This window comes from Streptomyces sp. TOM-9 (assembly GCF_056858595.1).
In genome coordinates, this window is the sequence record NZ_JBXEQB010000001.1 from 6,147,947 (window position 1) to 6,172,594 (window position 24,648).

General features: G+C 72.9%; 24 protein-coding genes. 6 read left to right on the forward strand and 18 right to left on the reverse strand.

Annotation, left to right across the window (positions count from 1 at the left end; translation table 11 throughout):
* Window positions 1-107: 107 nt before the first annotated feature.
* Window positions 108-503, reverse strand: coding sequence for a superoxide dismutase, Ni (gene sodN, locus AC1VWI_RS28845; protein WP_018563636.1), 396 nt, complete (start codon window positions 501-503; stop codon window positions 108-110).
* 138 nt (window positions 504-641) lie between these two features.
* On the opposite strand from sodN, the gene sodX reads away from it, so the two are divergent.
* On the forward strand, window positions 642-1,076 hold the full coding sequence (gene sodX, locus AC1VWI_RS28850; protein ID WP_499513909.1) for a nickel-type superoxide dismutase maturation protease: 435 nt from the start codon (window positions 642-644) through the stop codon (window positions 1,074-1,076).
* On the opposite strand, the gene AC1VWI_RS28855 is transcribed toward sodX, so the two are convergent.
* Window positions 980-1,609, reverse strand: a complete 630-nt coding sequence (locus tag AC1VWI_RS28855) for a CGNR zinc finger domain-containing protein (RefSeq protein WP_499513910.1) — start codon at window positions 1,607-1,609, stop codon at window positions 980-982. The genes sodX and AC1VWI_RS28855 overlap by 97 nt on opposite strands.
* A 79-nt stretch (window positions 1,610-1,688) precedes the next feature.
* On the opposite strand from AC1VWI_RS28855, the gene AC1VWI_RS28860 reads away from it, so the two are divergent.
* Complete coding sequence (locus tag AC1VWI_RS28860) at window positions 1,689-2,453, forward strand: methyltransferase domain-containing protein (RefSeq protein WP_499513911.1); 765 nt, start codon at window positions 1,689-1,691, stop codon at window positions 2,451-2,453.
* Window positions 2,454-2,521: 68 nt separating this feature from the next.
* On the opposite strand, the gene AC1VWI_RS28865 is transcribed toward AC1VWI_RS28860, so the two are convergent.
* From AC1VWI_RS28865 to AC1VWI_RS28875, 3 genes are read right to left on the reverse strand one after another with little or no spacing between them, the layout of a single operon-like run.
* A complete protein-coding gene (locus AC1VWI_RS28865) occupies window positions 2,522-3,310 on the reverse strand; it encodes an amino acid ABC transporter ATP-binding protein (protein WP_499513912.1) in 789 nt (262 codons plus the stop codon).
* Window positions 3,307-4,257, reverse strand: a complete 951-nt coding sequence (locus tag AC1VWI_RS28870; RefSeq protein ID WP_499513913.1) for an amino acid ABC transporter permease — start codon at window positions 4,255-4,257, stop codon at window positions 3,307-3,309. Before AC1VWI_RS28870 ends, AC1VWI_RS28865 begins: the two co-directional genes overlap by 4 nt.
* Before the next feature lie 26 nt (window positions 4,258-4,283).
* Window positions 4,284-5,225, reverse strand: coding sequence for an ABC transporter substrate-binding protein (locus tag AC1VWI_RS28875; RefSeq protein ID WP_499513914.1), 942 nt, complete (start codon window positions 5,223-5,225; stop codon window positions 4,284-4,286).
* Window positions 5,226-5,721: 496 nt separating this feature from the next.
* Here AC1VWI_RS28875 and AC1VWI_RS28880 point away from each other — a divergent pair, with 496 nt between their 5' ends.
* From AC1VWI_RS28880 to AC1VWI_RS28890, 3 genes are all read left to right on the forward strand, one after another.
* Window positions 5,722-6,969 (forward strand): NAD(P)-dependent malic enzyme, encoded by a 1,248-nt coding sequence (locus AC1VWI_RS28880; RefSeq protein ID WP_499513915.1) that lies wholly within the window; start codon window positions 5,722-5,724, stop codon window positions 6,967-6,969.
* A gap of 132 nt (window positions 6,970-7,101) precedes the next feature.
* Complete coding sequence (locus AC1VWI_RS28885) at window positions 7,102-8,064, forward strand: zinc-binding dehydrogenase (protein WP_499513916.1); 963 nt, start codon at window positions 7,102-7,104, stop codon at window positions 8,062-8,064.
* Between the two features lie 818 nt (window positions 8,065-8,882).
* Window positions 8,883-9,503 (forward strand): LuxR C-terminal-related transcriptional regulator, encoded by a 621-nt coding sequence (locus AC1VWI_RS28890; protein WP_499513917.1) that lies wholly within the window; start codon window positions 8,883-8,885, stop codon window positions 9,501-9,503.
* Between the two features lie 15 nt (window positions 9,504-9,518).
* Here AC1VWI_RS28890 and AC1VWI_RS28895 read toward each other — a convergent pair whose 3' ends face one another.
* From AC1VWI_RS28895 to AC1VWI_RS28905, 3 genes are all read right to left on the reverse strand, one after another.
* Entirely contained in the window at window positions 9,519-9,953 is a 435-nt protein-coding gene (locus AC1VWI_RS28895) for a hypothetical protein (RefSeq protein WP_499513918.1), read from the reverse strand.
* 802 nt (window positions 9,954-10,755) lie between these two features.
* The gene (locus tag AC1VWI_RS28900; RefSeq protein WP_499513919.1) at window positions 10,756-11,661 is read right to left on the reverse strand and encodes a PadR family transcriptional regulator; all 906 of its coding nucleotides are present in this window, start codon (window positions 11,659-11,661) and stop codon (window positions 10,756-10,758) included.
* 1 nt (window position 11,662) lies between these two features.
* Window positions 11,663-12,532, reverse strand: coding sequence for a DUF4097 family beta strand repeat-containing protein (locus AC1VWI_RS28905; protein ID WP_499513920.1), 870 nt, complete (start codon window positions 12,530-12,532; stop codon window positions 11,663-11,665).
* A gap of 257 nt (window positions 12,533-12,789) precedes the next feature.
* Here AC1VWI_RS28905 and AC1VWI_RS28910 point away from each other — a divergent pair, with 257 nt between their 5' ends.
* Window positions 12,790-13,359 (forward strand): DUF4232 domain-containing protein, encoded by a 570-nt coding sequence (locus AC1VWI_RS28910; protein WP_499513921.1) that lies wholly within the window; start codon window positions 12,790-12,792, stop codon window positions 13,357-13,359.
* A gap of 24 nt (window positions 13,360-13,383) precedes the next feature.
* Here the strand turns inward: AC1VWI_RS28910 and AC1VWI_RS28915 are convergent, their stop codons facing one another.
* The 10 genes from AC1VWI_RS28915 to AC1VWI_RS28960 form a co-directional block, all read right to left on the reverse strand.
* Window positions 13,384-13,563, reverse strand: coding sequence for a DUF6104 family protein (locus AC1VWI_RS28915; protein ID WP_431967379.1), 180 nt, complete (start codon window positions 13,561-13,563; stop codon window positions 13,384-13,386).
* Window positions 13,564-13,721: 158 nt separating this feature from the next.
* Complete coding sequence (locus AC1VWI_RS28920; protein ID WP_499513922.1) at window positions 13,722-17,537, reverse strand: multifunctional oxoglutarate decarboxylase/oxoglutarate dehydrogenase thiamine pyrophosphate-binding subunit/dihydrolipoyllysine-residue succinyltransferase subunit; 3,816 nt, start codon at window positions 17,535-17,537, stop codon at window positions 13,722-13,724.
* A 204-nt stretch (window positions 17,538-17,741) separates the two neighbouring features.
* On the reverse strand, window positions 17,742-18,839 hold the full coding sequence (locus AC1VWI_RS28925; protein ID WP_499513923.1) for a HAMP domain-containing sensor histidine kinase: 1,098 nt from the start codon (window positions 18,837-18,839) through the stop codon (window positions 17,742-17,744).
* The gene (locus tag AC1VWI_RS28930) at window positions 18,836-19,582 is read right to left on the reverse strand and encodes a response regulator transcription factor (protein WP_431967385.1); all 747 of its coding nucleotides are present in this window, start codon (window positions 19,580-19,582) and stop codon (window positions 18,836-18,838) included. The genes AC1VWI_RS28925 and AC1VWI_RS28930 overlap by 4 nt, the downstream gene beginning before the upstream one ends.
* 61 nt (window positions 19,583-19,643) lie before the next feature.
* Complete coding sequence (locus AC1VWI_RS28935; protein WP_499513924.1) at window positions 19,644-20,327, reverse strand: spermidine synthase family protein; 684 nt, start codon at window positions 20,325-20,327, stop codon at window positions 19,644-19,646.
* A gap of 44 nt (window positions 20,328-20,371) precedes the next feature.
* The gene (locus tag AC1VWI_RS28940; protein ID WP_499513925.1) at window positions 20,372-20,983 is read right to left on the reverse strand and encodes a hypothetical protein; all 612 of its coding nucleotides are present in this window, start codon (window positions 20,981-20,983) and stop codon (window positions 20,372-20,374) included.
* 31 nt (window positions 20,984-21,014) lie between these two features.
* The gene (locus AC1VWI_RS28945; RefSeq protein ID WP_499513926.1) at window positions 21,015-22,349 is read right to left on the reverse strand and encodes a hypothetical protein; all 1,335 of its coding nucleotides are present in this window, start codon (window positions 22,347-22,349) and stop codon (window positions 21,015-21,017) included.
* The gene (locus tag AC1VWI_RS28950) at window positions 22,346-23,131 is read right to left on the reverse strand and encodes an ABC transporter ATP-binding protein (RefSeq protein ID WP_499513927.1); all 786 of its coding nucleotides are present in this window, start codon (window positions 23,129-23,131) and stop codon (window positions 22,346-22,348) included. Before AC1VWI_RS28950 ends, AC1VWI_RS28945 begins: the two co-directional genes overlap by 4 nt.
* Complete coding sequence (locus AC1VWI_RS28955; protein ID WP_499513928.1) at window positions 23,128-24,018, reverse strand: zf-HC2 domain-containing protein; 891 nt, start codon at window positions 24,016-24,018, stop codon at window positions 23,128-23,130. Before AC1VWI_RS28955 ends, AC1VWI_RS28950 begins: the two co-directional genes overlap by 4 nt.
* A complete protein-coding gene (locus tag AC1VWI_RS28960) occupies window positions 24,012-24,578 on the reverse strand; it encodes an RNA polymerase sigma factor (RefSeq protein WP_499513929.1) in 567 nt (188 codons plus the stop codon). Before AC1VWI_RS28960 ends, AC1VWI_RS28955 begins: the two co-directional genes overlap by 7 nt.
* Window positions 24,579-24,648 lie beyond the last annotated feature (70 nt).

Genomic DNA, 24,648 nt, shown 5'->3' on the forward strand with positions numbered 1-24,648 from the left:
AGGCACTGTCCTGCGGTCACGGTCCGATCGGGGGGCGTACGACCGCGCCCGGTCCGCGCGGGCCCCTGCGGGGCCGCCCGGACCGGGCGCGGTGCGCCGACGCCAGGTCAGGCCTTCTTCGTCTCCTGGAAGATGGCGTCGATCTGGTCGATCAGGTCGAGCAGCTTCTGGCCGGTCGCCGGGTCGGTCGAGGCCTTGGCGGCGCTGCCCGCCTTCAGCGCGTCGTTGAAGAGCTGGTGCAGTTGCGGGTACTTCTCGAAGTGCGGCGCCTTGAAGTAGTCGCTCCACAGCACCGACAGGTGGTGCTTGACGAGCTCCGCGCGCTGCTCCTTGATGACGATGGCGCGGGCCCGGAAGTGCGGGTCCTCGTTGGCCTGGTACTTCTCCTGGACCGCCTTGACGGACTGCGCCTCGATGCGGGCCTGGGCCGGGTCGTAGACACCGCAGGGCAGGTCGCAGTGGGCGCTGACCTTGACCTTGGGCGCGAACAGGCGAGCGAGCATGACTGTCCTTCCTCGTGATCGTCTTTCCACCAGGGAGATTACTCCCCTGTCGAGTGGTTTTCTCGGGTGCCCCTTGGTGCTTAGGACAAAAGTCTGGTGTCACCCTGGGCTGGTGGAGCATGGAGGAGGAGGCTGAGCATGCGTGAGCCCGGGCTTGGGCAGAGGAGGAGAGTGCCGTACCAGCTGGTCGAGGTGACAGGTCCGTCGATGGTGCCGACGCTGCAGCACGGCGACTGGCTGCTGGTGCAACACGTCAGGAGCGCCGCGGAGGTCCGCGAGGGTGACGTGGTGGTGCTGCGCCATCCGCTCCAGCAGGACCTGCTGATCGTCAAACGCGCCGTGGAGCGGCGCGAGGGCGGCTGGTGGGTGCTGGGCGACAACACCTTCGTGGAGAACGACAGCAGGGAGTTCGGCACCGTCCCGGACGAGCTGGTGCTCGCCCGGGGACGGGGGCGCTTCCGGCCGCCGCGCGAGGTTCAGCGGTCGGCGGCCGGTGTGGCGGGCTGGCTGGTGTCCTGCGTCAGGCCGCTCAGGGCGGACCGCTCGTTCTCCAGGCGCTTGCGGGCGCGGTAGGCCGCGACGTTGGCGCGGGTCGCGCAGCGGTCCGAGCAGTAGCGGCGGGACCGGTTGGTCGAGGTGTCGATGTAGGCGTTGCGGCACGTGGTGGCCTGGCAGATGCCGAGCCGGTCCACACCGAGGTCGGTGAGCTGGAAGGCCAGGCCCATGCAGGCGGTCGCGGCGTAGGAGGCGGTCGCCGTGGCCGCGTGCTCGGCGAGGTGCATGTGCCAGTCCGGCCGGCCGCTCTCGTCGAGGTACTCGTGGCCGGAGATCTGCGGGCTGACCGGGAACTCCAGCAGCAGTGCGTTCAGCAGGTCCACGGCGCGCACCTCGTCTCCCTCGGAGGCGGCCTCGAAGACGCCGCGCAGCCGGGTGCGGACGGTGCGCAGCCGCTGTACGTCGGCGTCGCCCACGCGGCCCGCCGCCTGGCTGGCCGGACCGAACAGCTCGCGCACGGCATCGACCGAGGTCAGATGGTCGAGGCCGCGCTCGGGCTCCTCGCTGTTCACCAGGCGCACGGCGTAGTCGGAGTAATAGGCGAGTTCCACTTGTAGTCCTTACGCGTGCGCTCTAAGGTCGGTAATGACTGCTCTTGCTCTAAGGGTATTACGACTGGAGGGGAACCGTATGTCCGACACCACTGCGGCGGTGACCGACTGGCAGGCCTGGCAGGACAGCTGGGACCGGCAGCAGGAGTGGTACCTGCCGGACCGGGAGGAACGGTTCCGGATCATGCTCGACATGGTGGAGGCGCTGGCCGGCCCCGCGCCCCGGGTGCTGGACCTGGCCTGCGGCACCGGCAGCATCTCCGACCGGCTGCTGCGGCGCTTCCCGGACGCCGTGTCGACCGGCGTGGACCTCGACCCGGCGCTGCTGGCGATCGCCCGCGGCCACTTCGCCGGCGAGCGCAGGATCGAGTTCGTCACCGCCGACCTGCGCGACCCGCACTGGTCGCGGGCCCTGCCGTACGACACCTACGACGCCGTGCTCACCGCGACCGCCCTGCACTGGCTGAAGCCCGGGCCGCTGGAGGCCCTGTACGGGACGCTGGCCGGCCTGCTGCGCGATGGCGGGGTGTTCCTCAACGCCGACCACATGCCCGACGCCTCGACGCCGCGGCTCAACGCGGCCGTGCGCGAGCTGGACCGGGCCCGCCGCGAGCGGCGGAGGGCGGAGGGCGTGCTGGACTGGGAGCAGTGGTGGGCCACCGCCAAGGCCGACCCCGTGCTGGCCGGTCCCACCGAGGAGCGGTTCGTGATCTACGGTTCCCACGCCGACGGGGACGAGCTGCCCCCGGCCTGGCACGCCGCGGCCCTGCGGGAGGCCGGCTTCGGCGAGGCCCGGGAGGTCTGGCGTTCGGTGTCGGATGCGATCGTCCTCGGGCTGAAGTGATCCGTACCCCGAGCGGGGGAACGCGTGAGGGGCGGCGCCGGACGGCGCCGCCCCTCACGCACGCCCGGTCAGAGGACCTTGGAGAGGAAGGCCTTGGTGCGGTCGTGCTGCGGGTCGGTGAGCACGTCGCGCGGGTGGCCGGACTCGACGACGACGCCGTCGTCCATGAAGACCAGGGCGTCGCCGACCTCGCGGGCGAAGCCCATCTCGTGGGTGACCACGATCATCGTCATGCCGTCCTCGGCGAGGCCCCGCATGACGTCCAGGACGTCACCGACCAGCTCCGGGTCGAGCGCGGAGGTGGGCTCGTCGAAGAGCATCAGCTTCGGCTCCATCGCCAGCGCGCGGGCGATGGCCACCCGCTGCTGCTGACCACCGGAGAGCTGGGCGGGGTAGTGCCCGGCCTTGTCGCGCAGGCCGACCCGGTCCAGCAGGGCCAGCGCGCGCTCGCGGGCGACGGCCTTGGCCTCCCTCTTCACCCGCACCGGGGCCTCGATCACGTTCTCGATCGCGGTCATGTGGGGGAAGAGGTTGAAGCGCTGGAAGACCATGCCGATGTCGCGGCGCTTCGCGGCGACCTCGCGGTCCTTGAGCTCGTAGAGCTTGTCGCCCTTCTGCCGGTAGCCGACCAGCTCGCCGTCGACCGAGAGCCGGCCGCCGCTGATCTTCTCCAGGTGGTTGATGCACCGCAGGAAGGTGGACTTGCCCGAGCCCGACGGGCCGATCAGGCAGAACACCTCACGCGGGGCGACCTCCAGGTCGATGCCCTTGAGGATGTGGGCCAGGCCGAAGTGCTTGTGCACCGCCTCGGCCTTGACCATCGGGTGGGCGCCGGTGCCCTTGCTGAAGTCGGTCATCGTGCCACCTCCGGGCGGCGGAAGGTGCCCAGGTTGGCCCTGACTCGCTGCCACGGGGTGGGCGGCAGGTTGCGGGTCGTCCCGCGGGCGTAACGGCGCTCCAGGTAGTACTGGCCCACCGAGAACACCGAGGTGAGGACCAGGTACCAGACCGCGGCGAGGAAGAGCATCTCCACGGTGGCACCGGTGGTGTTGCCGATGTCGGTGGTGGAGCGCAGCAGTTCGGCGTACTGGGCGGCCTGCGCGGCCAGCGACGAGGTCTTCAGCATGTTGATGAACTCGTTGCCGGTCGGCGGGACGATCACCCGCATCGCCTGCGGCAGCACCACACGGCGCAGGTTCTGGCCCTGGGTCATGCCCAGCGCGTGCGACGCCTCGGTCTGGCCCTCGTCGACGGACTGGATGCCGGCCCGCACGATCTCGGACATGTACGCGGCCTCGTTCAGACCCAGGCCGAGCAGCGCGGCCATGAAGGGGGTCATGAACTGGTTCATCTCGTCCTTGTAGAAGCCGAGATTGATGACCGGGAAGATCAGCGCCAGGTTGAACCAGATGAGCAGCTGGACGTAGACCGGGGTGCCGCGGAAGAACCAGATGTAGCCCCAGGCCACCGAGGAGGTCACGGGGTTCTTCGACAGCCGCATCACCGCGAGCACGATGCCCAGGATCAGGCCCAGCGCCATCGAGACCACGGTGATGACGACCGTGTTCCGAAGGCCCTTGAGGACCGCGGAGTCGAACAGGAAGTCCGGGATCGCCCCGTAGTTCACGTTCGCGTTGGCGAACGCGTTGACCAGCAGCCCCAGCACGGCCAGCACCAGGATCGCCGAGATCCAGCGGCCGTAGTGGCGTACGGGGATCGCCTTGATGGCCTCCGGGCGGGAGGCCGCGGCGGGCGGGGTCCCGGCCGGGGTGCCGGCCGGGACCTTGTCATTCGCTTCGGACATGGAGGGAAGCCTCTTGCTGTCGTGACTCAGGAGCCGCCGTTGATCTTGGCCTCGGTGACGGCGCCGTCGGTGACGCCCCACTTCTCCAGGACCTTGGTGTAGGAGCCGTCCTTGATGACGGCGGTCAGCGCGGCCTGCAGCGCGTCGCGCAGCTCGGTGTTGCTCTTGGCGACCGCGATGCCGTACGGGCCGGCCTCGACCTGCTCGCCGGCGAGCTCGAAGTCGTTGCCGCCGCCGGAGGTCTTCACGGCGTACGCGGCGACCGGGAAGTCGGAGACGTCGGCGACGACGCCGCCGGCCTTCAGGCGGGTCTGCGCCTCGGTGTCGGTGTCGAAGGGCTCGATCGACATCGGCTTGTCGCACTTCTGGGCCTTGAGCAGGTCCTGGGAGGTGGTGCCGCGCTGCACGGCGACCTTCTTGCCGCACAGGTCCGCGAGGGACGTGATGCCCTCCGGGTTGCCCTTCTTCACGATGACCGAGGAGCCCGCGGTGAAGTAGTCCACGAAGTCGACGCCCTCGCCGACCTTCTTGCCGGTGGAGGAGTCGACGCCCTCCTGGCGGTCCTTGGTGTCGCTCATCGCCGACATCACCATGTCGTAGCGCTTGGCGCGCAGACCGGTCAGCAGGGTGTCGAAGGTGCCGTTGTTGAACTCGACCTTCACACCGAGCTGCTTGGCCATGGCGTCGGCCAGGTCCGGGTCAATGCCGACGTTCTTGCCGTCCTTGACGAACTCCACCGGCGGGTACGCGATGTCCGAGCCGACCTTGAGCACGCCCGCCGACTGCACCGACTTCGGCAGCTTGTCGAAGAGCGGCGCCTTGGACGCGTCGCTCGACGCGGACGGGGACCCGCCCTTGTCCGTCTGGTCGCCGCAACCGGTGAGGACGAGGGCACCGGCGACCGCGATCGCTCCGACCGCGGCGAAGCGGCTCGTCACGGTCGAGCGACGGGTGGTACGTGCGGTCATTGGTGGTTCCTCCTGCGGGAATCCTGGGAGCAGCCGATCTCCGGGTACACACGTTCGGATGTCGCGTTCACGTGTGATCTCCGCATCTTGCCATCCGGACACGTCCTCATGGGGGCCCGGATGTGTCAAAATCGCATAACGGGCGATCCCCTGACCCCCACCAGGCCGGTACACCAAGGCCGGACCGCGGTGGGGCCGTGCTGCGAAGTTGCGTGCATCACTTTCCTTGTCCCGCTATTCGGACGGCTTGTTGCGTTGTGCGCAGAAGTTCCCGATGTGCGACACCGTGGTGCGGCGCACAGACTCGTCAGCGGAAACCGTCTTCCGGTACAACAGACCCTTACCCCTCACCGGGGGCCCCTCGGCGCGCGTGCGGCGCGCCTGGCCTCCGTCGCGCCCGGGACCACTCGAGTCCGGGTGTACGGAAGCCGAGCCCACCTACCCCCTGTTGTAGGGGGTAGTACCCTCATAGACAATTCGGACAAAGGGGTCAACAGTGGCAGCGGAGATTGTCAATCCTCGCACCGACGGCACGGACAGCACCGACAGGACCGAACACGCGGAGAGCGCCGACGGCGACGGCCCGGAAAGCCCCGTGGACCCGGTCTTCGCCCTCCACCGCGGCGGCAAGATGGAGGTGACCGCGACCGTCCCGGTGCGCAACGCCGACGACCTGTCGCTCGCCTACACGCCGGGCGTCGCCCGCGTGTGCACCGCCATCGCCGAGCAGCCCGAGCTGGTCCACGACTACACGTGGAAGTCCCAGGTCGTGGCCGTGGTCACGGACGGTACGGCGGTGCTGGGCCTCGGCGACATCGGCCCGGAGGCGTCCCTGCCGGTGATGGAGGGCAAGGCGATCCTCTTCAAGCAGTTCGGCGGCGTGGACGCGGTCCCGATCGCGCTCGCCACCACCGACGTGGACGAGATCGTCGACACCGTCGTGCGCCTCGCACCCTCCTTCGGCGGGGTGAACCTGGAGGACATCTCCGCCCCCCGCTGCTTCGAGATCGAGCGCAAGCTGCAGGAGCGCCTGGACATCCCGGTCTTCCACGACGACCAGCACGGCACGGCCGTCGTCACGCTCGCCGCGCTCCGCAACGCCACCCGGCTGACCGGCCGCGCGCTGGGCGAGCTGCGCGCGGTGATCTCCGGGGCCGGTGCCGCGGGCGTCGCCATCGCCAAGATCCTCGTCGAGGCCGGCATCGGGGACGTCGCCGTCACCGACCGCAAGGGCGTGGTGCACGCGGGCCGCGAGGACCTGAACTCCGCCAAGCGCGAGCTCACCACGTACACCAACCGGGCCGGGCTCACCGGGACCCTGGAGGAAGCGCTCGCGGGTGCGGACGTCTTCATCGGCGTCTCCGGCGGCACCGTGGCGGAGGAGGCCGTCGCCACCATGGCGAAGGGCTGCTTCGTCTTCGCGATGGCCAACCCCACGCCGGAGATCCACCCCGACGTGGCGCACAAGTACGCGGCCGTCGTCGCCACCGGGCGCAGCGACTTCCCGAACCAGATCAACAACGTGCTCGCCTTCCCCGGCATCTTCGCGGGCGCGCTGCAGGTGCGGGCCTCCCGGATCACCGAGGGCATGAAGATCGCCGCCGCCGAGGCGCTGGCCGCCGTGGTGGACGGCGAACTGTCCGCCGACTGCGTGATCCCCTCGCCGTTCGACGAGCGCGTGGCCCCCGCGGTCTCCGCCGCCGTGGCCGCGGCCGCCCGCGCCGAGGGCGTCGCCCGGCGCTGAGCGCGCCGTACGCCCGCAGACCACGCCGCCGCGCGGCGCGGTGCCCGCCGGTCGGGGGCACCGCGCCGCGCGGCGCGTGTCACATCCCCGTGCGGTTACGCCGGGGCACCGCGCGGCGCTAGCGTCAAGGTCATGTTCGCTGCCTACGCCGCCCGAATCGACCGCGACCAGCCGCTGAGCGGCCTCGAACTCGGGGAGCGCCCCGAGCCGGAGGCACGGCCCGGCTGGAGCACCGTCACCGTCAAGGCCGCCTCCCTGAACCACCACGACCTGTGGTCGCTGCGCGGGGTGGGGCTCGGCGAGGAGAGCCTGCCGATGATCCTCGGCTGCGACGCCGCCGGGATCGACGAGCACGGCAACGAAGTCGTCGTCTACCCCGTCGTCGGCCTGAGCGGTCACGGGGTGGGCCCCGACGAGCCGCGCAGCATCCTCACCGAGAAGTACCAGGGCACCTTCGCCGAGAAGGTCTCCGTGCCCACCTGGAACCTGCTGCCCAAGCCGAAGGAGCTCTCCTTCGAGGAGGCCGCCTGCCTGCCCACGGCCTGGCTGACCGCCTACCGGATGCTCTTCACCAACGCGGGTGTGCGCCCCGGTGATTCCGTCCTAGTCCAGGGTGCGGGCGGCGGCGTCGCCACCGCCGCCATCGTGCTGGCCAAGGCCGCGGGCCTGCGGGTCTTCGCCACCAGCCGCGACGAGGCCAAGCGCAAGCGCGCCGAGGACCTCGGCGCCGACGCCGCCTTCGAGCCGGGCGCCCGGCTGCCGCAGCGCGTGGACGCGGTCATCGAGACCGTCGGCGCCGCGACCTGGTCCCACTCGGTCAAGTCGCTGCGCCCCGGCGGCACGCTGGTGATCTCCGGCGCGACCTCCGGGCCCAACCCGAAGGCCGCCGAGCTCAACCGGATCTTCTTCCTGGAACTCAAGGTGGTCGGCTCGACCATGGGCACCAAGGACGAGCTGGAGGACCTGCTCAGCTTCTGTGCCGTCACCGGGGTGCGCCCGGTCATCGACACCGTGCTGCCGCTGGACCGGGCCCGCGAGGGCTTCGAGAAGATGGCGGGCGGGGACCTGTTCGGGAAGGTCGTCCTGACGGTCTGAGGGCCGGCGCGTGGGTCCGGAGGCCCTCAGCGGGCCCCGGACCCGAGGCCGCCCGGAACACCGGGAGCAGTACGTGCGCCGGCAGCCACACCGGCACGGGGCCGCCCAGGACGTCACCGGTCGTCACCGCACGCCAGGGCCCGCCTTCCCGGTGGCTGCGGCATCACATGGACTGCGGCAATCTGGTCCGCGACGTGGTGGCACGGCGCACCGGGACGGCGGCCACGACTGGGCACGTGCCCTGCTCGGTGCCACCATGGCGCTGGCCGGCCAGGTGCGGGAAGGCAGGGAATTGCTGCTGCGGGAGCGGGCGGCCCTTCCCGAGGCCGTCACCCCCGAGCTGCAGCAACTGACGGTGCAGATAGGCGAGGCTCTCCTGGGCCGACGAGGACGCCGCCGCGGCCTCCCTGCTCGGCGGGGTCGTCGAGCGGATCCGGCGCGGCGCCTCGCTCGGACTGCTCGCCTACGCCCTGGCCGGCCGGTGCGAGGCCGAGAGCTGGCGGAACTGGGCGGCGGCGAGGGCCGACGCCGCCGAGGCCGTCCGCTGGGCACGCGAGCTGGGCCAGGTCACCACGGGCAGCTATGCCGCCATCCTGCTCGCCCGTATCGACGGACGCCGCGGCGACCGCCAGGGCTGCGAGCGGCACATCGCGGCCTATCGGGAGCGGAACGGCTGGCCGGTCACGCACGGCCTGGAAGTCCTGGCTCTCGGGGCCCTCGGCTCGGCCGCACTCACCGCGGGAGACCCGGACGACTGCGTTCGCCATCTGGAGCGGGCCTTCGCGCTCGCCGAGGAGTGCGGGCTGGGCAATCCCAACATGCTGACCTTCGTGGCCGACCTGGCGGAGGCGCACGTCCGCGGCGGGAACCGCGACCGGGCGGCCGGACTGGCCGACTGGCTCGACGAGCGGGCCCGGGCCACCGGCCTGGCCTGGCCCGAGGCGGCGACGGCACGCTGCCGCGGTCTGCTGGCGACCGACGCCGACGAGGCGGTACGGCTGTTCGCCGCGGCGGACCGGGCGCACGCCCGCCGGGAGATGCCCTTCGGCCAGGCGCGGACGGCTCTGGTGCACGGGGAGGTGATGCGGCGGTTGCGTCGCCCCGCGGAGGCCCGCGTCCCGCTGCTCGCGGCCCTCACCACCTTCAGCGCGCTGGGCGCCCGTCCCTGGGCCGCGCGGGCGGAGGCCGAACTGGCGGCGGCCGGACACCGCGTCGCGCCGCAGCGGGCGCAGGTCTCCCTCGCCGACCTGCTGACCGCCCAGGAACTCCAGATAGCCCGCGCCGTCGCCGGCGGGCTCAGCAACCTGGAGACCGCCTCGACCCTGTTCCTGTCCCGCAAGACCGTGGAGGCGCACCTCACGCGGGTGTACCGCAAGCTCGGCATCCGGTCGCGCTCCGACCTCGCCCGTACGCTGGCGACGGCCGGCATGGTGCGGTGAGCAGGCTCCGGACGGTCAGCGCAGCGGTGTCCACAGCGTCTTGGTGACCGGTGGCCGCCCCTCCCGCAGCGTGACCTCCACCGGCTGCCCGGCCTCGGGGAGCCCCGGGACGGGGTCGTCGCCCTGCACGCGGCACGACAGTTCGGCGTCCTCGGGGAAGGCGCTCTCCCCGGCGGACGGCTCCCAGGCGTACGGCACCCCGTGGACGGCGACGCGGAGCACCGGGGACGCGGACCCGTCCGCGGTGAAGGCGGACCGCCACGCGGCCCCGGCCAGGGAACGGGCAGGGTGGGGATTGCGGATGATCACCGTGACCCCGTGCCCGTCGCCGGTGACCCACGCCGTCAGGCGTATGCCGTCGGGGAGGGGGACATGCGTCCCGGCCGTCTTCGGGGGCACGGGCGGGGCCGCGGGTGCGCCCGGCCGGGGGAGCGTCGGGGGAGCCGCCATGCGCGCGGCGATCCTGCCCCGGGGGGATTCCCCGACGGCGGCCTGCGCATGGCGACTTCCGCGCGGGAGCGGGGCGGCCGGTCGAGGTCGACGACCTCGGGTGCCTCGGCGGCCGCCCCCCTGAGGCTTTCGGCGACCAGGCCGACGAGCCGGACGACGCTCCCGCGGAGCGTGCCCGAGCCGGTTCCTGCGGTGGCCGTCTCGCGTGCGCCGTTCCGGGTGCCGCCCTGGGTCCTGCGGGGTTCACGGGCGTTCCTGGGGGTCACGGTCACCACCTCCGTCCGATCGGCCAAGAACTCCGCCCCGCACCGCGCGGGACGGCCGTCGTCATGGGGCCACCGGGATTCCCGCCGCCTCGGACACCCCGGTCCGCGGCACTGTGGCCACCGGGCAGTCGACCGGCCGGGCCACCGCCTGGCCGCGGGCACGGCTCCCCCTGGGCCGGCGCGCACCCGACGGCGCTCGGCCGGAGCCGGTGCCGTCGCATCGGAGAGCCTGCCAGCGGACGGGGGCCGCGGCATCGGGGAACTCCCTACGTCCTGCGCTGCGGGCCCCGCCCGGGTCCGGACTTCCGCCCCGCCGGCGGGGCCCTGACGCATCGGGGACGACCCCGTCCGGGCCCTGCGGCTAGGCCGTGTCGTCAAAGTCCCGCCTGCCCAGCGGCGCCTGGCACGGCACCTCGCTGCGTTGTCGAATCGTCCGAGTAGCCCACTACGAGGACGACTCTCCGCCTTGCGATGCACCGCACCAGACGCCGCTGGGCCCGCCCTCCGGGCGGCCGGCGCTCCTTTGACGACGCGGCCTAGTCCCGGCCCTTGTGCTTGCCGCGCAGCACGACGCCGATGTGGGCGGCCGCCGTGGACAGATGGCGGCGGACCTCGCGCAACTGCTCGGCGTCCACGCCGTTGTCGCGGGCGGCGTCGCGGACGTCGTCGCGGAAGCGGTCCAGCAGGCGCTCCAGGTCGCGGGCAGGGTCCTCGGTCACGGCGGCGTCCTCCGCGCCCCACTCGGGCGCCTCGGCGGGCTCGGGCTTCACGTACGGCGGCCAGGAGGTGGAGGTGCGGCCGAACTGGCCGAGCTCCCGGGTGAGTTCCGCCAGCCCCTCGCGGACGCCGGTCTGCCAGTCGCCGCGCCGGACATGGTCCTGGACCTCCTCCTGGACGCGGCGCGCGATGCGCTGCACCTCGTCCCGTGCGGCGTCCTGGGCCTCCTTGGCGGCGCGCTTGGCGGTACGGGCCTCCTCGCGGGCCTGCCGGATCTCCTCCTTGGAGCGGCGCATCTGCTCCTTCCAGTCCGCCGGGGAGGACTTCGGCTGGGTGTGCGCCGCCTGCTGGGCGGCCGCCCGGATCTCGCGCCGCAGGTCGCCCGCGGCGCCGCGGACGTCCTCGCGGATCTCGGCGGCGAGCGTGGAGACGGAGTCGCGGATCTCGTTCTCCAGGTCGGCGATCTCGTCGCTGCGGGAGGCGAGTTCCGCGCGGCCCGCGTCGGTGATCGAGTACACCTTGCGGCCGCCCTCCGTGGAGTGGGTGACCAGGCCCTCCTTCTCCAGCTTGGCCAGCCGCGGGTAGACGGTGCCGGCGGAGGGGGCGTACAGGCCGTGGAAGCGCTCCTCCAGCAGCCGGATCACCTCGTAGCCGTGACGGGGGGCCTCGTCCAGCAGCTTGAGCAGGTAGAGGCGGAGCCGGCCGTGGGCGAAGACGGGGGCCATCTCAGACGTCCTTCCGGAACGGATCGGCGTCCGCGGGTCCGTGGTCCTCCTGGGGCGGGCGGCGCAGCAGCGCGATCGCGCCCGACACCGTGGTGGCCTTCAGCCGGGAGCCGCCGGACCCCATCCGGCCGGAGATCCGCTTGGCGCCCCACTGCCCGCTGACCCGCAGCTCGTCGAAGGCGCAGGAGACGTCGCCGCTGGTGGTGTTGGCGTCCACCTCGGCGTCCCCGGGCTCCGGGATGCGGATCGCGATCTCCCCGGAGACCGAGGTCAGGCGGACGTCCGCGCCGCTGCGCGGGTCCAGGTCGAGCACCATGTTGCCGCTGACCGAGTCGGCCTTGACGGCGGCGCCGCTGCCCTCGACCACGGTCAGGTCGCCGGAGACGGTGTTGACCCGCAGGTCGCCGGAGACCGCCTGGGCCTCCACGTTCCCCGCGACCGTCTCGGCGGTCACCGGGCCGGCCTGGCCGACCAGCGTGATGTCGCCGTTGACGCCCCGTACGGCGGTGCGGTCCGAGATCCCCGAGATCACGGCGTTCGCCCCGACCACCCCCACCGACACGCTGGTGCGCTGCGGGACCGCGAGCGAGACGACGGCGTGCCGCCGCCAGCCCTTGCGGTCGAGCCACTTGAGCAGGCCCTTCCAGGGCAGGTCCTCGTAGGTGACGGTGAGCGTGCCGCCCTCGTGCGACACGATCAGCGGGGGGCCGTCGAGCTCGCTCACCTCCAGCCGCGCCGGGCCCTCGTCGACGCCGACCACGTTGACGGCACCGTTGACGATCCGGACGTGCAGGGTGTCGACGCCTGCGTCGAAGACCATCTTGTGCGGCTCGGTGACCGTCCACTCCCGTGAGCCGGGGGTTCCGCTCATTTCGCCCCTCCTTGGGGTCACCCGGGCACGCCGGGTCAACGCCGACAACGCAACATATCGCGTCTCTCGATAGACACGATATATCGCGTGGATCGGAAGTCAAGGGAGCGCCGTGCGCGCCCCGGTGGCGGTTCGCGGCGGAACGGCGCCCGGGTACGGCCGGTCACGCGGCGAACGGGTGAGGTCCTCCCCGCGGGACGCGGCGCCGTGCGCGCCGCGAGCGGCCGTACGGGCGCCGGGTGATGTGCTCATCCCTCATGGGCCCTCGAACCGCCACCGCCACCGCCGCGACCGTCCTGCTCCTGACGGGCCTCGCCCTGGCCGCCTGCGGCACCCGTACCGAGACCGGTGGGCCCGCCGCCGAGGTGAGCCCCGCGAACGCCCGGGTGAGCGCCTGCACGGCCGGCACGACCGCCGTACGCTTCCTGGCCGCCGCCGTCCACGCGACCGCCTCGCAGCCCGCGGTCGCCCGGGTCGAGCTCACCAACACCTCGGGCGCCCCCTGCAGGCTGACCGGCGCCACGACCCTCACCGCGAGGGACGACCAGGGCAAGGCCGCCCCCGTCGAGGCGGACAACTCCGCCGCCGGCACCGAAGCCGTGGAGCTCCGCGGGGGCACCACGGCCGTCGCCGAGGTCCGCTACACCGACCTCAACGTCGAGGGGACCCCCTCGGCACGCGAGGTCTGCCCCGTCCAGGCCTCCCGCGTGCAGGTCGCGCTCCCCGACGACGTGGCCCGTACGGTCGAGGTCACCACGGCCGACGGCACCCCGGCGGTCTTCAGCGTCTGCGGCGACGGGGTCCGGTTCGGCGCCTTCCGCACCTGAGCCCGGCGGTCCCGCCGCTCGCGGCTACTCGTCCTCGTCGTCGTCCAGCCGGGCCAGCCACGTCGCCAGCCGCTCCACCGGGATCTCGAACTCCGGGTTGAGGTCGACGAACTCCCGCAGCCGCTCGGCGAGCCACTCGAAGGTGACCTCCTCCTGGCCGCGCCGGTTCTCCAGCTCCTCGATGCCGCGGTCGGTGAAGTACAAGGGGTGCTCCGGATCAGGGTCGAAGGATGACGTACCAGGCCAGGATAGGTACTCCCGCCGCCCGGGCCGGGGCCCCCTCCTGCCGGCCCGCGTACGCGCAGGGGTCCCGCACTCGACGAGTGCGGGACCCCTGCGCGTCGTACCGGGGACTACGGGCCTCAGAGCTCGAAGACCTCGTGCACGAGCTGCTCCTGCTCCTGCTGGTGCCGCTTGGCGGAACCGACCGCCGGCGACGAGGAGGACGGACGCGACACACGACGCAGCCGGTCGGCGTTGTCGGGCGCGGCGCCGAGCACCAGGTCGAGGTGGTCGATCAGGTTGAGGGCGATGAACGGCCAGGCACCCTGGTTGGCCGGCTCGTCCTGGGCCCAGACGTACTTCTGGGCCTTGGTGAACGGGGCCAGGGCGGCCTGGATCTCCAGGCCCGGCAGCGGGTAGAGACGCTCGATGCGGATGAGGGCGGTGTCGAAGGCACCACGCTTCTCACGCTCGGCGACGAGGTCGTAGTAGACCTTGCCGGAGCAGAAGACGACCTTGCGGACGTCCTCGGGCTTGACGGTGCCGTCGCCGATGACCGGCTGGAACTGGCCGGAGGTGAACTCCTCCGTCTTCGAGGTCGCCGCCTTCAGGCGCAGCATCGACTTCGGGGTGAAGACGATGAGCGGCTTGTGGTGCGGGTTGTGGACCTGCCACCGCAGGAGGTGGAAGTAGTTCGCCGGGGTGGTCGGGACCGCGACCGTCATGTTGTTCTGCGCGCACAGCTGCAGGAAGCGCTCGATGCGGGCGGAGGAGTGGTCCGGGCCCTGGCCCTCGTAGCCGTGCGGCAGCAGCAGGGTGACGCCGGAGGTCTGGCCCCACTTCTGCTCGGCGGAGGAGATGAACTCGTCCACGACGGTCTGGGCGCCGTTGACGAAGTCACCGAACTGGGCCTCCCAGGCGACCAGCGCGTCCGGGCGGGCCAGCGAGTAGCCGTACTCGAAGCCCATCGCCGCGTACTCGCTGAGCAGCGAGTCGTAGACGTTGTAGCGCGCCTGGTCCTCGGCGAGGTAGAGCAGCGGGGTGTAGTCCTCGCCGGTCTCCCGGTCGACCAGCACGGCGTGCCGCTGGCCGAAGGTGCCGCGGCGGGAGTCCTGGCCGGCGAGCCGGACCGGGGTGCCCTCCATCAGCAGGGAGCCGATGGCGAGGGTCTCGCCCATGGCCCAGTCGATGGTGTCGTCCTCGACCATGGCCGCGCGGCGCTGCAGCTGCGGCATCAGACGCGGGTGGACGGTGATCCGCTCCGGGATGTTGACCTGGGAGGCCGCGATCCGCTTGACGGTCTCCTGGCTGATCGCGGTGTCCGCCGGGACGGGGAACTCCGGGCCGGTGGCCTGGTTCTCCTCCTCCTGCGGGGCGGCCGGCGCGGTCGCCTCGCGGACCTCGGTGAAGACCTTCTCCAGCTGGCCCTGGTAGTCCTGCAGGACCTGCTCGGCCTCTTCCAGGGTGATGTCGCCGCGACCGATGAGGGACTCGGTGTAGAGCTTGCGCACCGAGCGCTTCTTGTCGATCAGGTCGTACATCAGCGGCTGGGTGAAGGACGGGTTGTCGGCCTCGTTGTGACCGCGGCGGCGGTAGCAGATGAGGTCGATGACGACGTCCTTGTTGAACGCCTGGCGGAACTCGAAGGCGAGCCGTGCGACGCGGACCACGGCCTCCGGGTCGTCGCCGTTCACGTGGAAGATCGGCGCCTCGATCATGCGCGCGACGTCGGTGGAGTACATCGACGAGCGCGAGGACTCCGGGGCGGCGGTGAAGCCGACCTGGTTGTTGATCACCACGTGCACGGTGCCGCCGGTGCGGTAGCCGCGCAGCTGCGACATGTTCAGGGTCTCCGCGACGACGCCCTGGCCGGCGAAGGCCGCGTCGCCGTGGAGCACGACCGGCATGACGGTGAAGTCCGTGCCGCCCTTGCCGATGACGTCCTGCTTGGCACGGGCGATGCCCTCGACGATCGGGTCGACCGCCTCCAGGTGCGAGGGGTTCGCGGCCAGCGAGACGGTGATCTGCTCGCCGTCCAGGCCGGTGAAGGTGCCCTGGGCGCCCAGGTGGTACTTCACGTCGCCGGAGCCGTGCATCGACTTCGGGTCGAGGTTGCCCTCGAACTCGCGGAAGATCTGCGCGTACGACTTGCCGACGATGTTGGCCAGCACGTTCAGCCGGCCGCGGTGGGCCATGCCGATGACGACCTCGTCCAGCCGCGATTCGGCGGCGGCGTCGATGACGGCGTCGAGCAGCGGGATGACGGACTCGCCGCCCTCGAGGGAGAAGCGCTTCTGGCCGACGTACTTCGTCTGCAGGAAGGTCTCGAAGGCCTCCGCGGCGTTGAGGCGGCGCAGGATGCGCAGCTGCTCGTCGCGCTCGGGCTTGGTGTGCGGGCGCTCGACGCGGTCCTGGATCCACTTGCGCTGCAGCGGGTCCTGGATGTGCATGAACTCGATGCCGACGGTGCGGCAGTACGAGTCGCGCAGCACTCCGAGGATGTCGCGCAGCTTCATCAGCGACTTGCCGGCGAAACCGCCGACGGCGAAGTCGCGCTCCAGGTCCCACAGGGTGAGGCCGTGCTCGGTGATGTCGAGGTCGGGGTGCTTGCGCTGCTTGTACTCCAGCGGGTCGGTGTCGGCCATGACGTGGCCGCGGACCCGGTAGGAGTGGATCAGCTCGAAGACGCGGGCGGCCTTGGTGACGTCGTCGTCGTGGCTGGCGTCGATGTCCTTGAGCCAGCGGACCGGCTCGTAGGGGATGCGCAGCGCCTTGAAGATGTCGTCGAAGAAGTTGTTCTCGCCCAGCAGGAGCTGGTTCATGATGCGCAGGAACTCGCCCGACGCCGCACCCTGGATGACCCGGTGGTCGTAGGTGCTGGTCAGCGTCATGACCTTGGAGATGCCCAGCTTGTTCAGGGTGTCCTGCGAGGTGCCCTGGAACTCGGCGGGGTAGTCCATGGAGCCGACGCCGAGGATCACCGACTGGCCGGGCATCAGGCGCGGCACCGAGTGGACGGTGCCGATGCCGCCGGGGTTGGTGAGCGAGACGGTGACGCCGGAGAAGTCGTCCATCGTCAGCTTGCCGACCCGGGCGCGGCGGACGATGTCCTCGTAGGCCTGCCAGAACTCGAAGAAGTTGAGGGTCTCGGCCTTCTTGATGGCCGCGACGACCAGCTGGCGGTCGCCGTTGGGCTTGACCAGGTCGATGGCGAGGCCCAGGTTGACGTGGTCGGGCTTGACCAGCGTCGGCTTGCCGTCCTTCTCCGCGAACGACCAGTTCATCGCGGGCATGATCTTCAGTGCCTGCACCATGGCGTAGCCGATGATGTGCGTGAAGGAGACCTTGCCGCCACGGGCGCGCTTGAGGTGGTTGTTGATGACGATGCGGTTGTCGAACAGCAGCTTCACCGGGACGGCGCGCACGGACGTGGCCGTGGGCAGCTCCAGCGAGGCGTGCATGTTCTTCGCCACGGCCGCGGACGGGCCGCGCAGCGTCACGTACTCGGGTCCCTGGGCCGCCTCGGTGGCCGGGGCGGCCTTGGCCGTCGGCTGCGGCTGCGCCGGAGTGGGCTTCTCGACGGCGGGCTTCGCGGGGGCCGGAGCGGCCGGGGCGGGGGCCGGGGCCTGGGCGACCGGGGCCGGCGCGGCGGCGGGCGTCACGGGTGCCGGGGCCGGAGCGGCCGGTGCGGGGGCAGCGGGCGCGGCCGGAGCGGCCGGAGGCGCTGCGGGGGCCGCCTGAGGCTGGCCCGAGGCGACTGCGGAACCCGTATCCGCTCCCGGCTTGTAATCGGCGAAGAAGTCCCACCAGGCTCGGTCCACCGAGTTCGGGTCCTGGAGGTACTGCTGGTAGATCTCATCGACAAGCCACTCGTTAGGCCCGAAGCCCGCGGCAGGGCCCTGGCCCTGCCCATCGGTTTCGGTCGGGACGCTCGAGCTACTGGGGTGTGGCGACACGGCGGCAACCGCCCTCTTCCGCTTCACAAGGTGATGGACAGCGGAAATAAAGGCTACGCCTACCTGAGCGTTTCCTGCAGGCGGGGAGGCCAGTCGTCGCCTAAGTCACATCGGAAAGGCGGTTTCGGGGCGGAGTTTGGCGGGAATGGGGACCTGAATCGACTGGTCCGGTTGCCTCTGGCAACGTCCGCCCGGGCGGGAGCGTCAAGCCGACGCCGTCGCGGACCCCGGGAGGGTGACGCGGATCCGGCAGCCGCGGGGGGACTCGGCCACCGCGATGCGTCCGCCGTGGAGGTCCACCGCCCAGCGCGCGATCGCCAGTCCCAGCCCGGTCCCGCCGTCCCCCGGTCCCGCGGTGCCGCGGTTGAACCGCTCGAAGACGCGGGTGCGCTCGGCCTCGGGTATGCCGGGGCCCTCGTCCAGGACCTCCAGGTCGAGGCTGCCCGGACCGGTGCCGCGCCGGGCGCGGACGGTGACCCGGCCGCTGGGCGGGCTGTGCTTGACGGCGTTGTCGATCAGGTTGGCGACCACCTGGTGCAGCCGCTCCGCGTCCGCGTACGCGGTCAGCTCCGGCGGTGAGACGTCCAGGTGGAGGTGGACGTCCTTGCGCGCCCGGCCGCCGTGCGCCCTGGCGTCCTTCAGGCCGAGGCCGGCCGTCTTGATCACGGCCGACAGGTACGGCCAGACCTCGAAGCGCTTGGCGTCCAGCGGCACGATGCCGTTGTCCAGGCGGGAGAGGTCCAGCAGGTGGGCGACGAGCAGACTCAGCCGCTCCGCCTGCTGCAGCGCGGTGCGCATCGTCTCCGTGTCGGCCTCGGAGACCCCGTCGACGACGTTCTCCAGGACCGCGCGGAGCGCCGCGATCGGGGTGCGCAGCTCGTGTGAGACATTCGCCACCAGCTCCTTGCGGTGCCGGTCGACGGCCTCCAGGTCGGCGGCCATCCGGTTGAAGGTCTCGGCCAGTTCGCCGACCTCGTCGCGGCGCACCGCGGTGACCCGCCGGCTGTAGTCGCCGCGCACCATGGCGCCGGCGGCCGAGGTCATCTCGCGCAGCGGCGCGGTCAGCCCGTGCGCCACCAGCTGCGAGATCAGCAGCGAGGCGATGATCGAGAAGATGGTGATGATCCGGATCTCGGTCGCGGAGTGCATCGCCACGAAGACCAGGCCCGTGGTGATCAGCACGGAGGCGAGCACCAGGTACTGCAGCGCCGCCTTGATCGACCGGAAGGGGTCGTACGGCCTCAGCGCGGCCCAGACACGTTCCCGCAGCTTCGGCGGGCGCGGCGCGCTGTAGGGGCTCACGGCGTGGGCGTCTCGAGCGCGTAGCCGACGCCGTGCACGGTACGGATGCGCTCCGCGCCGATCTTCCGCCGCAGCGCCTTGACGTGGCTGTCGACGGTGCGGGTGCCGGAGGCGTCCGCCCAGTCCCAGACCTCGGCCAGCAGCTGCTCCCGGGAGAGCACCGCGCGCGGCTGCTGGGCCAGGCAGACCAGCAGGTCGAACTCGGTCGGGGTGAGGTGCACGTCGGCGCCCCGGACCCGGACCCGCCGCTGGGCGTTGTCGATCTCCAGGTCGCCGAGCTGCATGTTGGCGCCGCGCGGGTCGCGGGCGGCGATCGTGGCGCGCTCCACGCGGCGCAGCAGCACGTGCACCCGGGCGACCAGCTCGCGCAGCGAGAAGGGCTTGGTCATGTAGTCGTCGGCGCCCACGCCGAGCCCGACCAGCATGTCGGTCTCGTCGTCGCGGGCGGTCAGCATCAGCACCGGGACCGGCCGCGAGGCCTGCACGCGGCGGCAGACCTCCAGGCCGTCGTACCCGGGGAGCATGACGTCGAGGACGAGGAGGTCGGGCTGCCAGGAGGCGGCGGTCTCCACGGCGGCGGGGCCGTCGCCCGCGGTGCGGACCTGGAAGCCCTCGGCCCGCAGGCGTACCGCGATGGCGTCGGCGATCGTCGCGTCGTCCTCCACCACCAGCACGCGGCGCTGCGCACCGGGGGTGGCCGCCACCGCTGCGGCGTCGGCGGTCGTCGGCTGTGTGCTGTCCATGTGGGGTCCCCCATGGTCGTTTGCGTTGCGCAGCAGCGTACGGGGCGGGACGGCGACGCGGCTATGCGGGTTTGATTGCCAGGTGCACGACATCCGGAACGCCCCGATTCACCGGGATCTCGATGGTCCGGACCTGCGTGAACTGCGCCGACCGCAAGGCGTCGTCGAACGCGGCGGACGGCTGCGCAGACCATACCGCCAGTACGCCGCCGGGTTCGAGCCGCTCCCTGCAGGCCGCCAGACCCTCCGGTCCGTACAGCCCCCCGTTGCCCTCGGTGACCGTCCAGTCGGGGCCGTTGTCGATGTCCAGGCACAGCGCGTCGTACGTCACGTCCGCCTCCCGCACGTACGCCACCAGATCGCCCTCGACGACGCTCACCCGCGGGTTCTCCAGCGCGTGCTCGGAGAAGTCCGCCAGCGGGCCCGTGTGATGCCAGTCGATCACCGCCCGTTCCCGTTCGGCCACCGCGATCCGCGCCCAGCGCGGCTCGGCCGCCGCCCGCGCGAGCGAGAAACCCACCCCGAGGCCGCCGATCAGCACCGACGGCTCGGCCCGGTCCGCCGGGAGGGCGCCCAGCGCCGCGTCGACCAGCAGCCGTTCCGAGCGGCCGTCGGAGGTGTCCATCAGGAAGGTGCCGTTGGCGATGATCTCGTAGCGCCCGCCGCTGCGCCGGAGCGCGACCTCCCCGTACGGCCCGTCACGACGGTCGAGCGTGACGGGCCGTTCCTCTTCGTTCGCGTCCATGGACCCAGCGTAATGAGATGACCCGCCGGGCCGGACGGGGTTTTTCACCCGCAGCGGCCCGGGGCCGGTCCCCGGACGGCCACCAGGGCGGCGCCGCCCGCGAAGAGGACGGCGGCGGTCGCCCAGGCCGCGGGCTGGGCGCCCGGCTGCATCGACCAGGCCCACACCGCGGCCGCCCCGCCCGGAGTGCGGGGAGCCGCGAGGTAGACGCTGCCGCCGTAGAGCACGGGCGGCAGCCAGCTCAGCCGGGCACCCAGGACGGCGGCGCCCGCGGCCGCGAGGCCGGTGAAGCCGATCACGCCCCGGACCATCGTCGGGGCACCGAAGCGGTCCGGGTCCCCGGGGACCGCCGCGCCCAGCCAGAGCACCGCCGACCCGGTGAGGGCGATCAGGTGCACGGCCCGCCACCGCCACCAGGGCAGCGGGGCCCCGCGGTCCACCTCCCCGGAGTGGGTGTGGAGGGAGATCCCGGTGACGGCCGCCGCGAGGACCGGGGCGAGGACGACCACCGGGACGCGGGCGCCTGTGCCGAAGAACGGCCGGCTGACCAGCCAGTCCGCGCCCCAGCGGGAGGCGGCGAAGAGGACGGCCAGCGCGGCGGCGGTGCCGGGCAGACCGCGTGAGCGGAGATAGAGGGGCAGAAGGGTCGGCGTCATCGTGAGGGCTCCTCGACGGGTCCGGTGGGGGTCACGGCGCGGGGACTTCGCCGACGTCGCAGGCCCGGACGCCGGCCAGGTAGCGGCCGAACCAGGCGCGGCGGTCGGCGGCCGTCATGGCGCGCAGGCGCTGCGCCCCCGACCGCGCCAGGCGCGCCTGGGCCGGGTCGGCGGTGAAGAGGGGACTCCCGAGGCCCAGCCACTCCTGGGCGGCGTACTCGTTGGCGTACGCGCGCGCACCGGCTCGGTCCCTCTCGCATGCGGCCGAGGAGGAGACGGCGTACACGAAGTCCCGGTAGAGCATGCCGTCGTCGCCCAGGCGGCCTCGGAAGACGCCGCCGTACAGCTGGAACCGGACCTCCCCGGGCGGCGCCGTCTCCGGCGATCCCCCCTCGCGGTACCGGACGGGCGCTCCCGGGGCGCCGTCCAGCCGGGCGTCGACGCGGTCCACCACCGCACGCACCGCGGGCAGGGCCGAGCCGTGCGCCGCGCGGACGCACACCGTGGGGGTGCCCTGGTCGCAGACGAGCGCGGACGCGGCGGGGTCGGGCCGCCACAGGTCGGCGCCGCTCCGGTACAGGACGGACGCGGCCGCGACGGCGACGACCAGCGGCAGGACGGCGAGCACCCGCCGCCTGGCGTGACCGGCCAGCAGCGCGGCCGCGGCCGTTCCGGCGAACCACACCGAGGCGAGAGGGGCGGCCCACCACACCGGGGCGTCACCGGAGGGGCCGGCGTACGCGGGGCTGAGTACCGTGGCGCCCGACTCGCCGTAGGCGCCGATGCCGAGCAGCAGATACCCGGCGACCGCGAGCAGCGGTGCCGCGAAGCGCCAGGGCAGTGCCCGCCCCGCCGCGAAGCCGAGCGCGCCCAGAGTCCCGAGCGCCACCGCGTCCGCGGCCGGCCGGTCCCACGCGGGGTGCCCGTGGGACGCGTACGGCAGGACCAGCGCCAGGCACACGCCGACCGCCGCCAGATAGCCCAGCACCGGCCAGGCCATCGAGGGCAGGGCCGCGACCAGCGCCCTGCGCAGCGGCTGCCGCGCGGCCGAGGCGAGCAGGTCGCCGGTGCCGCGCCGCCGTTCGCGTCCGCCCTGCCAGCAGCCGGCGGCGAGGGCGAGCGGACCGCCGAGGAGCAGGCCTGCCTCGCGCAGCGCGCCGTGGAGCACCGCCCAGTCGTCCCCCAGTGAGTACCGCCTGGCCAGGACGGTGACGAGGACGCTGCCGGCCACGGCGGCCCCCGTCCACGCCCCGAAGCCGCGCAGCAGCTCGGTGCGGTGGACACGGTGGACACGGTGAACGCGGTGGACACGGGGCGTGGCGGAAGGCGCCGGGGGAGTGGTGGCCAGGGTGCCAGGGGCGCTCATACGGCGGCCTCCCGGACGCCGGAGGCCGCACCGCGGTGACGGCGCAGCGCCGCCGTGTAGCCGCGCTCGATCGGGCTGTCCCCGGCCGCGTCGTCGTCCCCGGCCGCGGCCAGCTCCGCCGCGGTGCCGCGGAAGGCGGCCCGTCCGCCGTCGAGCAGCGTCACGTCCGTGCAGGCGGTGGCCACGTCCTCGACGAGATGGGTGGAGACCAGGACGGTCGCCGTGGTGCCCACTTCCCTGAGCAGGGCGCGGAACTCCACCCGCTGTTCCGGGTCGAGACCGGCGGTCGGCTCGTCGAGCAGCAGCAGGTCGGGGTCGTTGACGATGGCCTGGGCGATGCCGACCCGGCGCACCATGCCGCCGGACAGGGTCCTGATCCTCACGTCGGCGCGCTCGGCGACGCCGACCCGCTCCATCGCGCGGTCGACGGCCGCCGGCACCGCGGCCTTGGGGATCTCCTTCAGCCAGGCCACGTACGCCACGAACTCGCGCACCGTGAAGCCCGGGTAGTAGCCGAACTCCTGCGGCAGGTAGCCCAGGCGCCGCCGGATCGCGGTGCGCCCGGCCTGGGTCGCCGGGTCGTGGCCCAGCAGTTCCAGGCGGCCCGACCGGTACCCGGCCACGGTGGCGAGCACCCGGATCAGCGAGGTCTTGCCGGCGCCGTTGGGGCCGAGCAGCCCGTGGACCCCGCGCCCGATGCGCAGGTCGAGGGCGTCCAGGGCGGTGGTCCGGCGATGTCTCACGGTCAGACCGTCGAGGGAGACGGTCGGCTCGGTCGTCATGGGCGCTCCAGGTGGTCGAAAGCGGTACGGCGAAGGGTCAGGAGAAGGGCACAGGCGGCGCCGGCCGCGGCCCAGGCGGGCTGCGCGGCGGGGGAGAGCAGCAGGGGCGCGGACCCGGGCGGGAGCCCGCAGAGGACGACGGCGCACAGCCAGCCGGCCGTCACCACGGCGGCGGCCCGGTGGCAGCCGGTCCAGCTGCCCAGCGCGAGCGTGGCCGCGGTCAGCACGAGCCCCGGCAGCAGCCACGCCACCGCGGCGCCCGTGCCCGCCAGGACGCCCCCGGCGGCGGTCAGCAGCGGCACGCACACCGCCAGCACGGCTGCGGTGCGCGTGAGCAGCAGCCGCAGCCCCCCGGAGGGTGTCGACGCGGCCAGTTCGTGGGCGGGGTCGCCGTACCTCCCGTACGCGAGGGCCACGCCCACCGGCGGCAGCGCCGGGGCGAGCACCAGAAGCCAGGGGCGTCCCTGCGGCGCCCCGCCCAGACGCGTCAGGGCCACGGCCACCGCCAGCGTCAGCAGCACCGACGCCACCCAGGCCGGACGCAGCGTGCGGGCGGAGCGGACGGCGGCGTGCCAGGGTCGGGCCCCGGCCGCCCGCGCGAGGGGCGGGGCCGGCCGGGGCGCGGTGCCCGTGGCCGCGGTGAGCACCGCGTCCCGGACCTCGGAGAGGACCGCTCCGCCCTCGCCCGCCCTGGCCAGCGAGGAGATCCGGGCGGCGCAGGCCGCACAGGACTCCAGGTGCTTGTCCACCGACCAGGCGGCGGGGTCGGCGAGCGTGCCGTCGGCGTAGGCGGCGGCCGTGCCGTCCGGCACGTGCCAGCCGGTCCGGTCCGCCTGCGGGGTTCCGGGGGTGCGCCACGCGAGGCGTCCCCGGGCGGGGGTCAGCATGCGGCTCCTCCTGCGGTGCCGAGGGCGGCGAGGGCGGAGCGCAGTTCGCGGCGCGCCCGCGAGGCCCGGGTCTTGACGGTGCCTTCGGGTATCCCGAGCAGGCGCGCGGCCTCCCGCGTGGTGAGGCCGTCGATCACGGTCGCCCGCAGGACGGCCCGCAGTTCGGGGGAGATCCGGTCGAGCGCGGCGCCGACGTCGCCGTACTCCAGGCCGGCGAGGACGTGCTCCTCGGCGGAGGGGGTGGTGCCGGGCTCCTCCGCGGCCAGGAGGTCGCGGGTGCCGGCCCGCACCGCGGCGCGGCGGGCGTCCGCCAGCCGCCGGGCGGCGATCACCCACAACCAGCCACCCGCGGCCCCGCCGCCGTGGGTGCCCGCCGAGCGCCAGGCCGCCACGAAGGTGTCCTGCAGCACCTCCCGGACGGTCTCCGGGTCCGGGCAGCGCCGCGAGAGCCGGGCGTGCAGCCATCCGGAATGGCGGTCGTACAGATCTGCGAGGGCCTGGGTGTCGCCCCGGGCGATCGCGCGCATCAGCGCGTCGTCTCCGGGCGGCTCGTGGCTCATGGGGCGGAAGAGTCTCACGCCCCTCTATCGCCGCCGCCCCCGCGAACGGTTCTCGGGGGCGGCGGAGGAG

What these genes read in the sequence shown, in the direction of transcription:
- AC1VWI_RS28875 (WP_499513914.1), bottom strand. Translation starts at nt 5,225, where the DNA reads ATGACCGCACGTACCACCCGTCGCTCGACCGTGACGAGCCGCTTCGCC.
- AC1VWI_RS28890 (WP_499513917.1), top strand. Translation starts at nt 8,883, where the DNA reads ATGCTGACCTTCGTGGCCGACCTGGCGGAGGCGCACGTCCGCGGCGGG.
- AC1VWI_RS28910 (WP_499513921.1), top strand. Translation starts at nt 12,790, where the DNA reads ATGGGCCCTCGAACCGCCACCGCCACCGCCGCGACCGTCCTGCTCCTG.
- AC1VWI_RS28860 (WP_499513911.1), top strand. Translation starts at nt 1,689, where the DNA reads ATGTCCGACACCACTGCGGCGGTGACCGACTGGCAGGCCTGGCAGGAC.
- AC1VWI_RS28955 (WP_499513928.1), bottom strand. Translation starts at nt 24,018, where the DNA reads ATGCTGACCCCCGCCCGGGGACGCCTCGCGTGGCGCACCCCCGGAACC.
- AC1VWI_RS28930 (WP_431967385.1), bottom strand. Translation starts at nt 19,582, where the DNA reads ATGGACAGCACACAGCCGACGACCGCCGACGCCGCAGCGGTGGCGGCC.
- sodX (WP_499513909.1), top strand. Translation starts at nt 642, where the DNA reads ATGCGTGAGCCCGGGCTTGGGCAGAGGAGGAGAGTGCCGTACCAGCTG.
- AC1VWI_RS28940 (WP_499513925.1), bottom strand. Translation starts at nt 20,983, where the DNA reads ATGACGCCGACCCTTCTGCCCCTCTATCTCCGCTCACGCGGTCTGCCC.
- AC1VWI_RS28905 (WP_499513920.1), bottom strand. Translation starts at nt 12,532, where the DNA reads ATGAGCGGAACCCCCGGCTCACGGGAGTGGACGGTCACCGAGCCGCAC.
- AC1VWI_RS28885 (WP_499513916.1), top strand. Translation starts at nt 7,102, where the DNA reads ATGTTCGCTGCCTACGCCGCCCGAATCGACCGCGACCAGCCGCTGAGC.
- sodN (WP_018563636.1), bottom strand. Translation starts at nt 503, where the DNA reads ATGCTCGCTCGCCTGTTCGCGCCCAAGGTCAAGGTCAGCGCCCACTGC.
- AC1VWI_RS28960 (WP_499513929.1), bottom strand. Translation starts at nt 24,578, where the DNA reads ATGAGCCACGAGCCGCCCGGAGACGACGCGCTGATGCGCGCGATCGCC.
- AC1VWI_RS28935 (WP_499513924.1), bottom strand. Translation starts at nt 20,327, where the DNA reads ATGGACGCGAACGAAGAGGAACGGCCCGTCACGCTCGACCGTCGTGAC.
- AC1VWI_RS28895 (WP_499513918.1), bottom strand. Translation starts at nt 9,953, where the DNA reads ATGGCGGCTCCCCCGACGCTCCCCCGGCCGGGCGCACCCGCGGCCCCG.
- AC1VWI_RS28865 (WP_499513912.1), bottom strand. Translation starts at nt 3,310, where the DNA reads ATGACCGACTTCAGCAAGGGCACCGGCGCCCACCCGATGGTCAAGGCC.
- AC1VWI_RS28950 (WP_499513927.1), bottom strand. Translation starts at nt 23,131, where the DNA reads ATGACGACCGAGCCGACCGTCTCCCTCGACGGTCTGACCGTGAGACAT.
- AC1VWI_RS28945 (WP_499513926.1), bottom strand. Translation starts at nt 22,349, where the DNA reads ATGAGCGCCCCTGGCACCCTGGCCACCACTCCCCCGGCGCCTTCCGCC.
- AC1VWI_RS28900 (WP_499513919.1), bottom strand. Translation starts at nt 11,661, where the DNA reads ATGGCCCCCGTCTTCGCCCACGGCCGGCTCCGCCTCTACCTGCTCAAG.
- AC1VWI_RS28870 (WP_499513913.1), bottom strand. Translation starts at nt 4,257, where the DNA reads ATGTCCGAAGCGAATGACAAGGTCCCGGCCGGCACCCCGGCCGGGACC.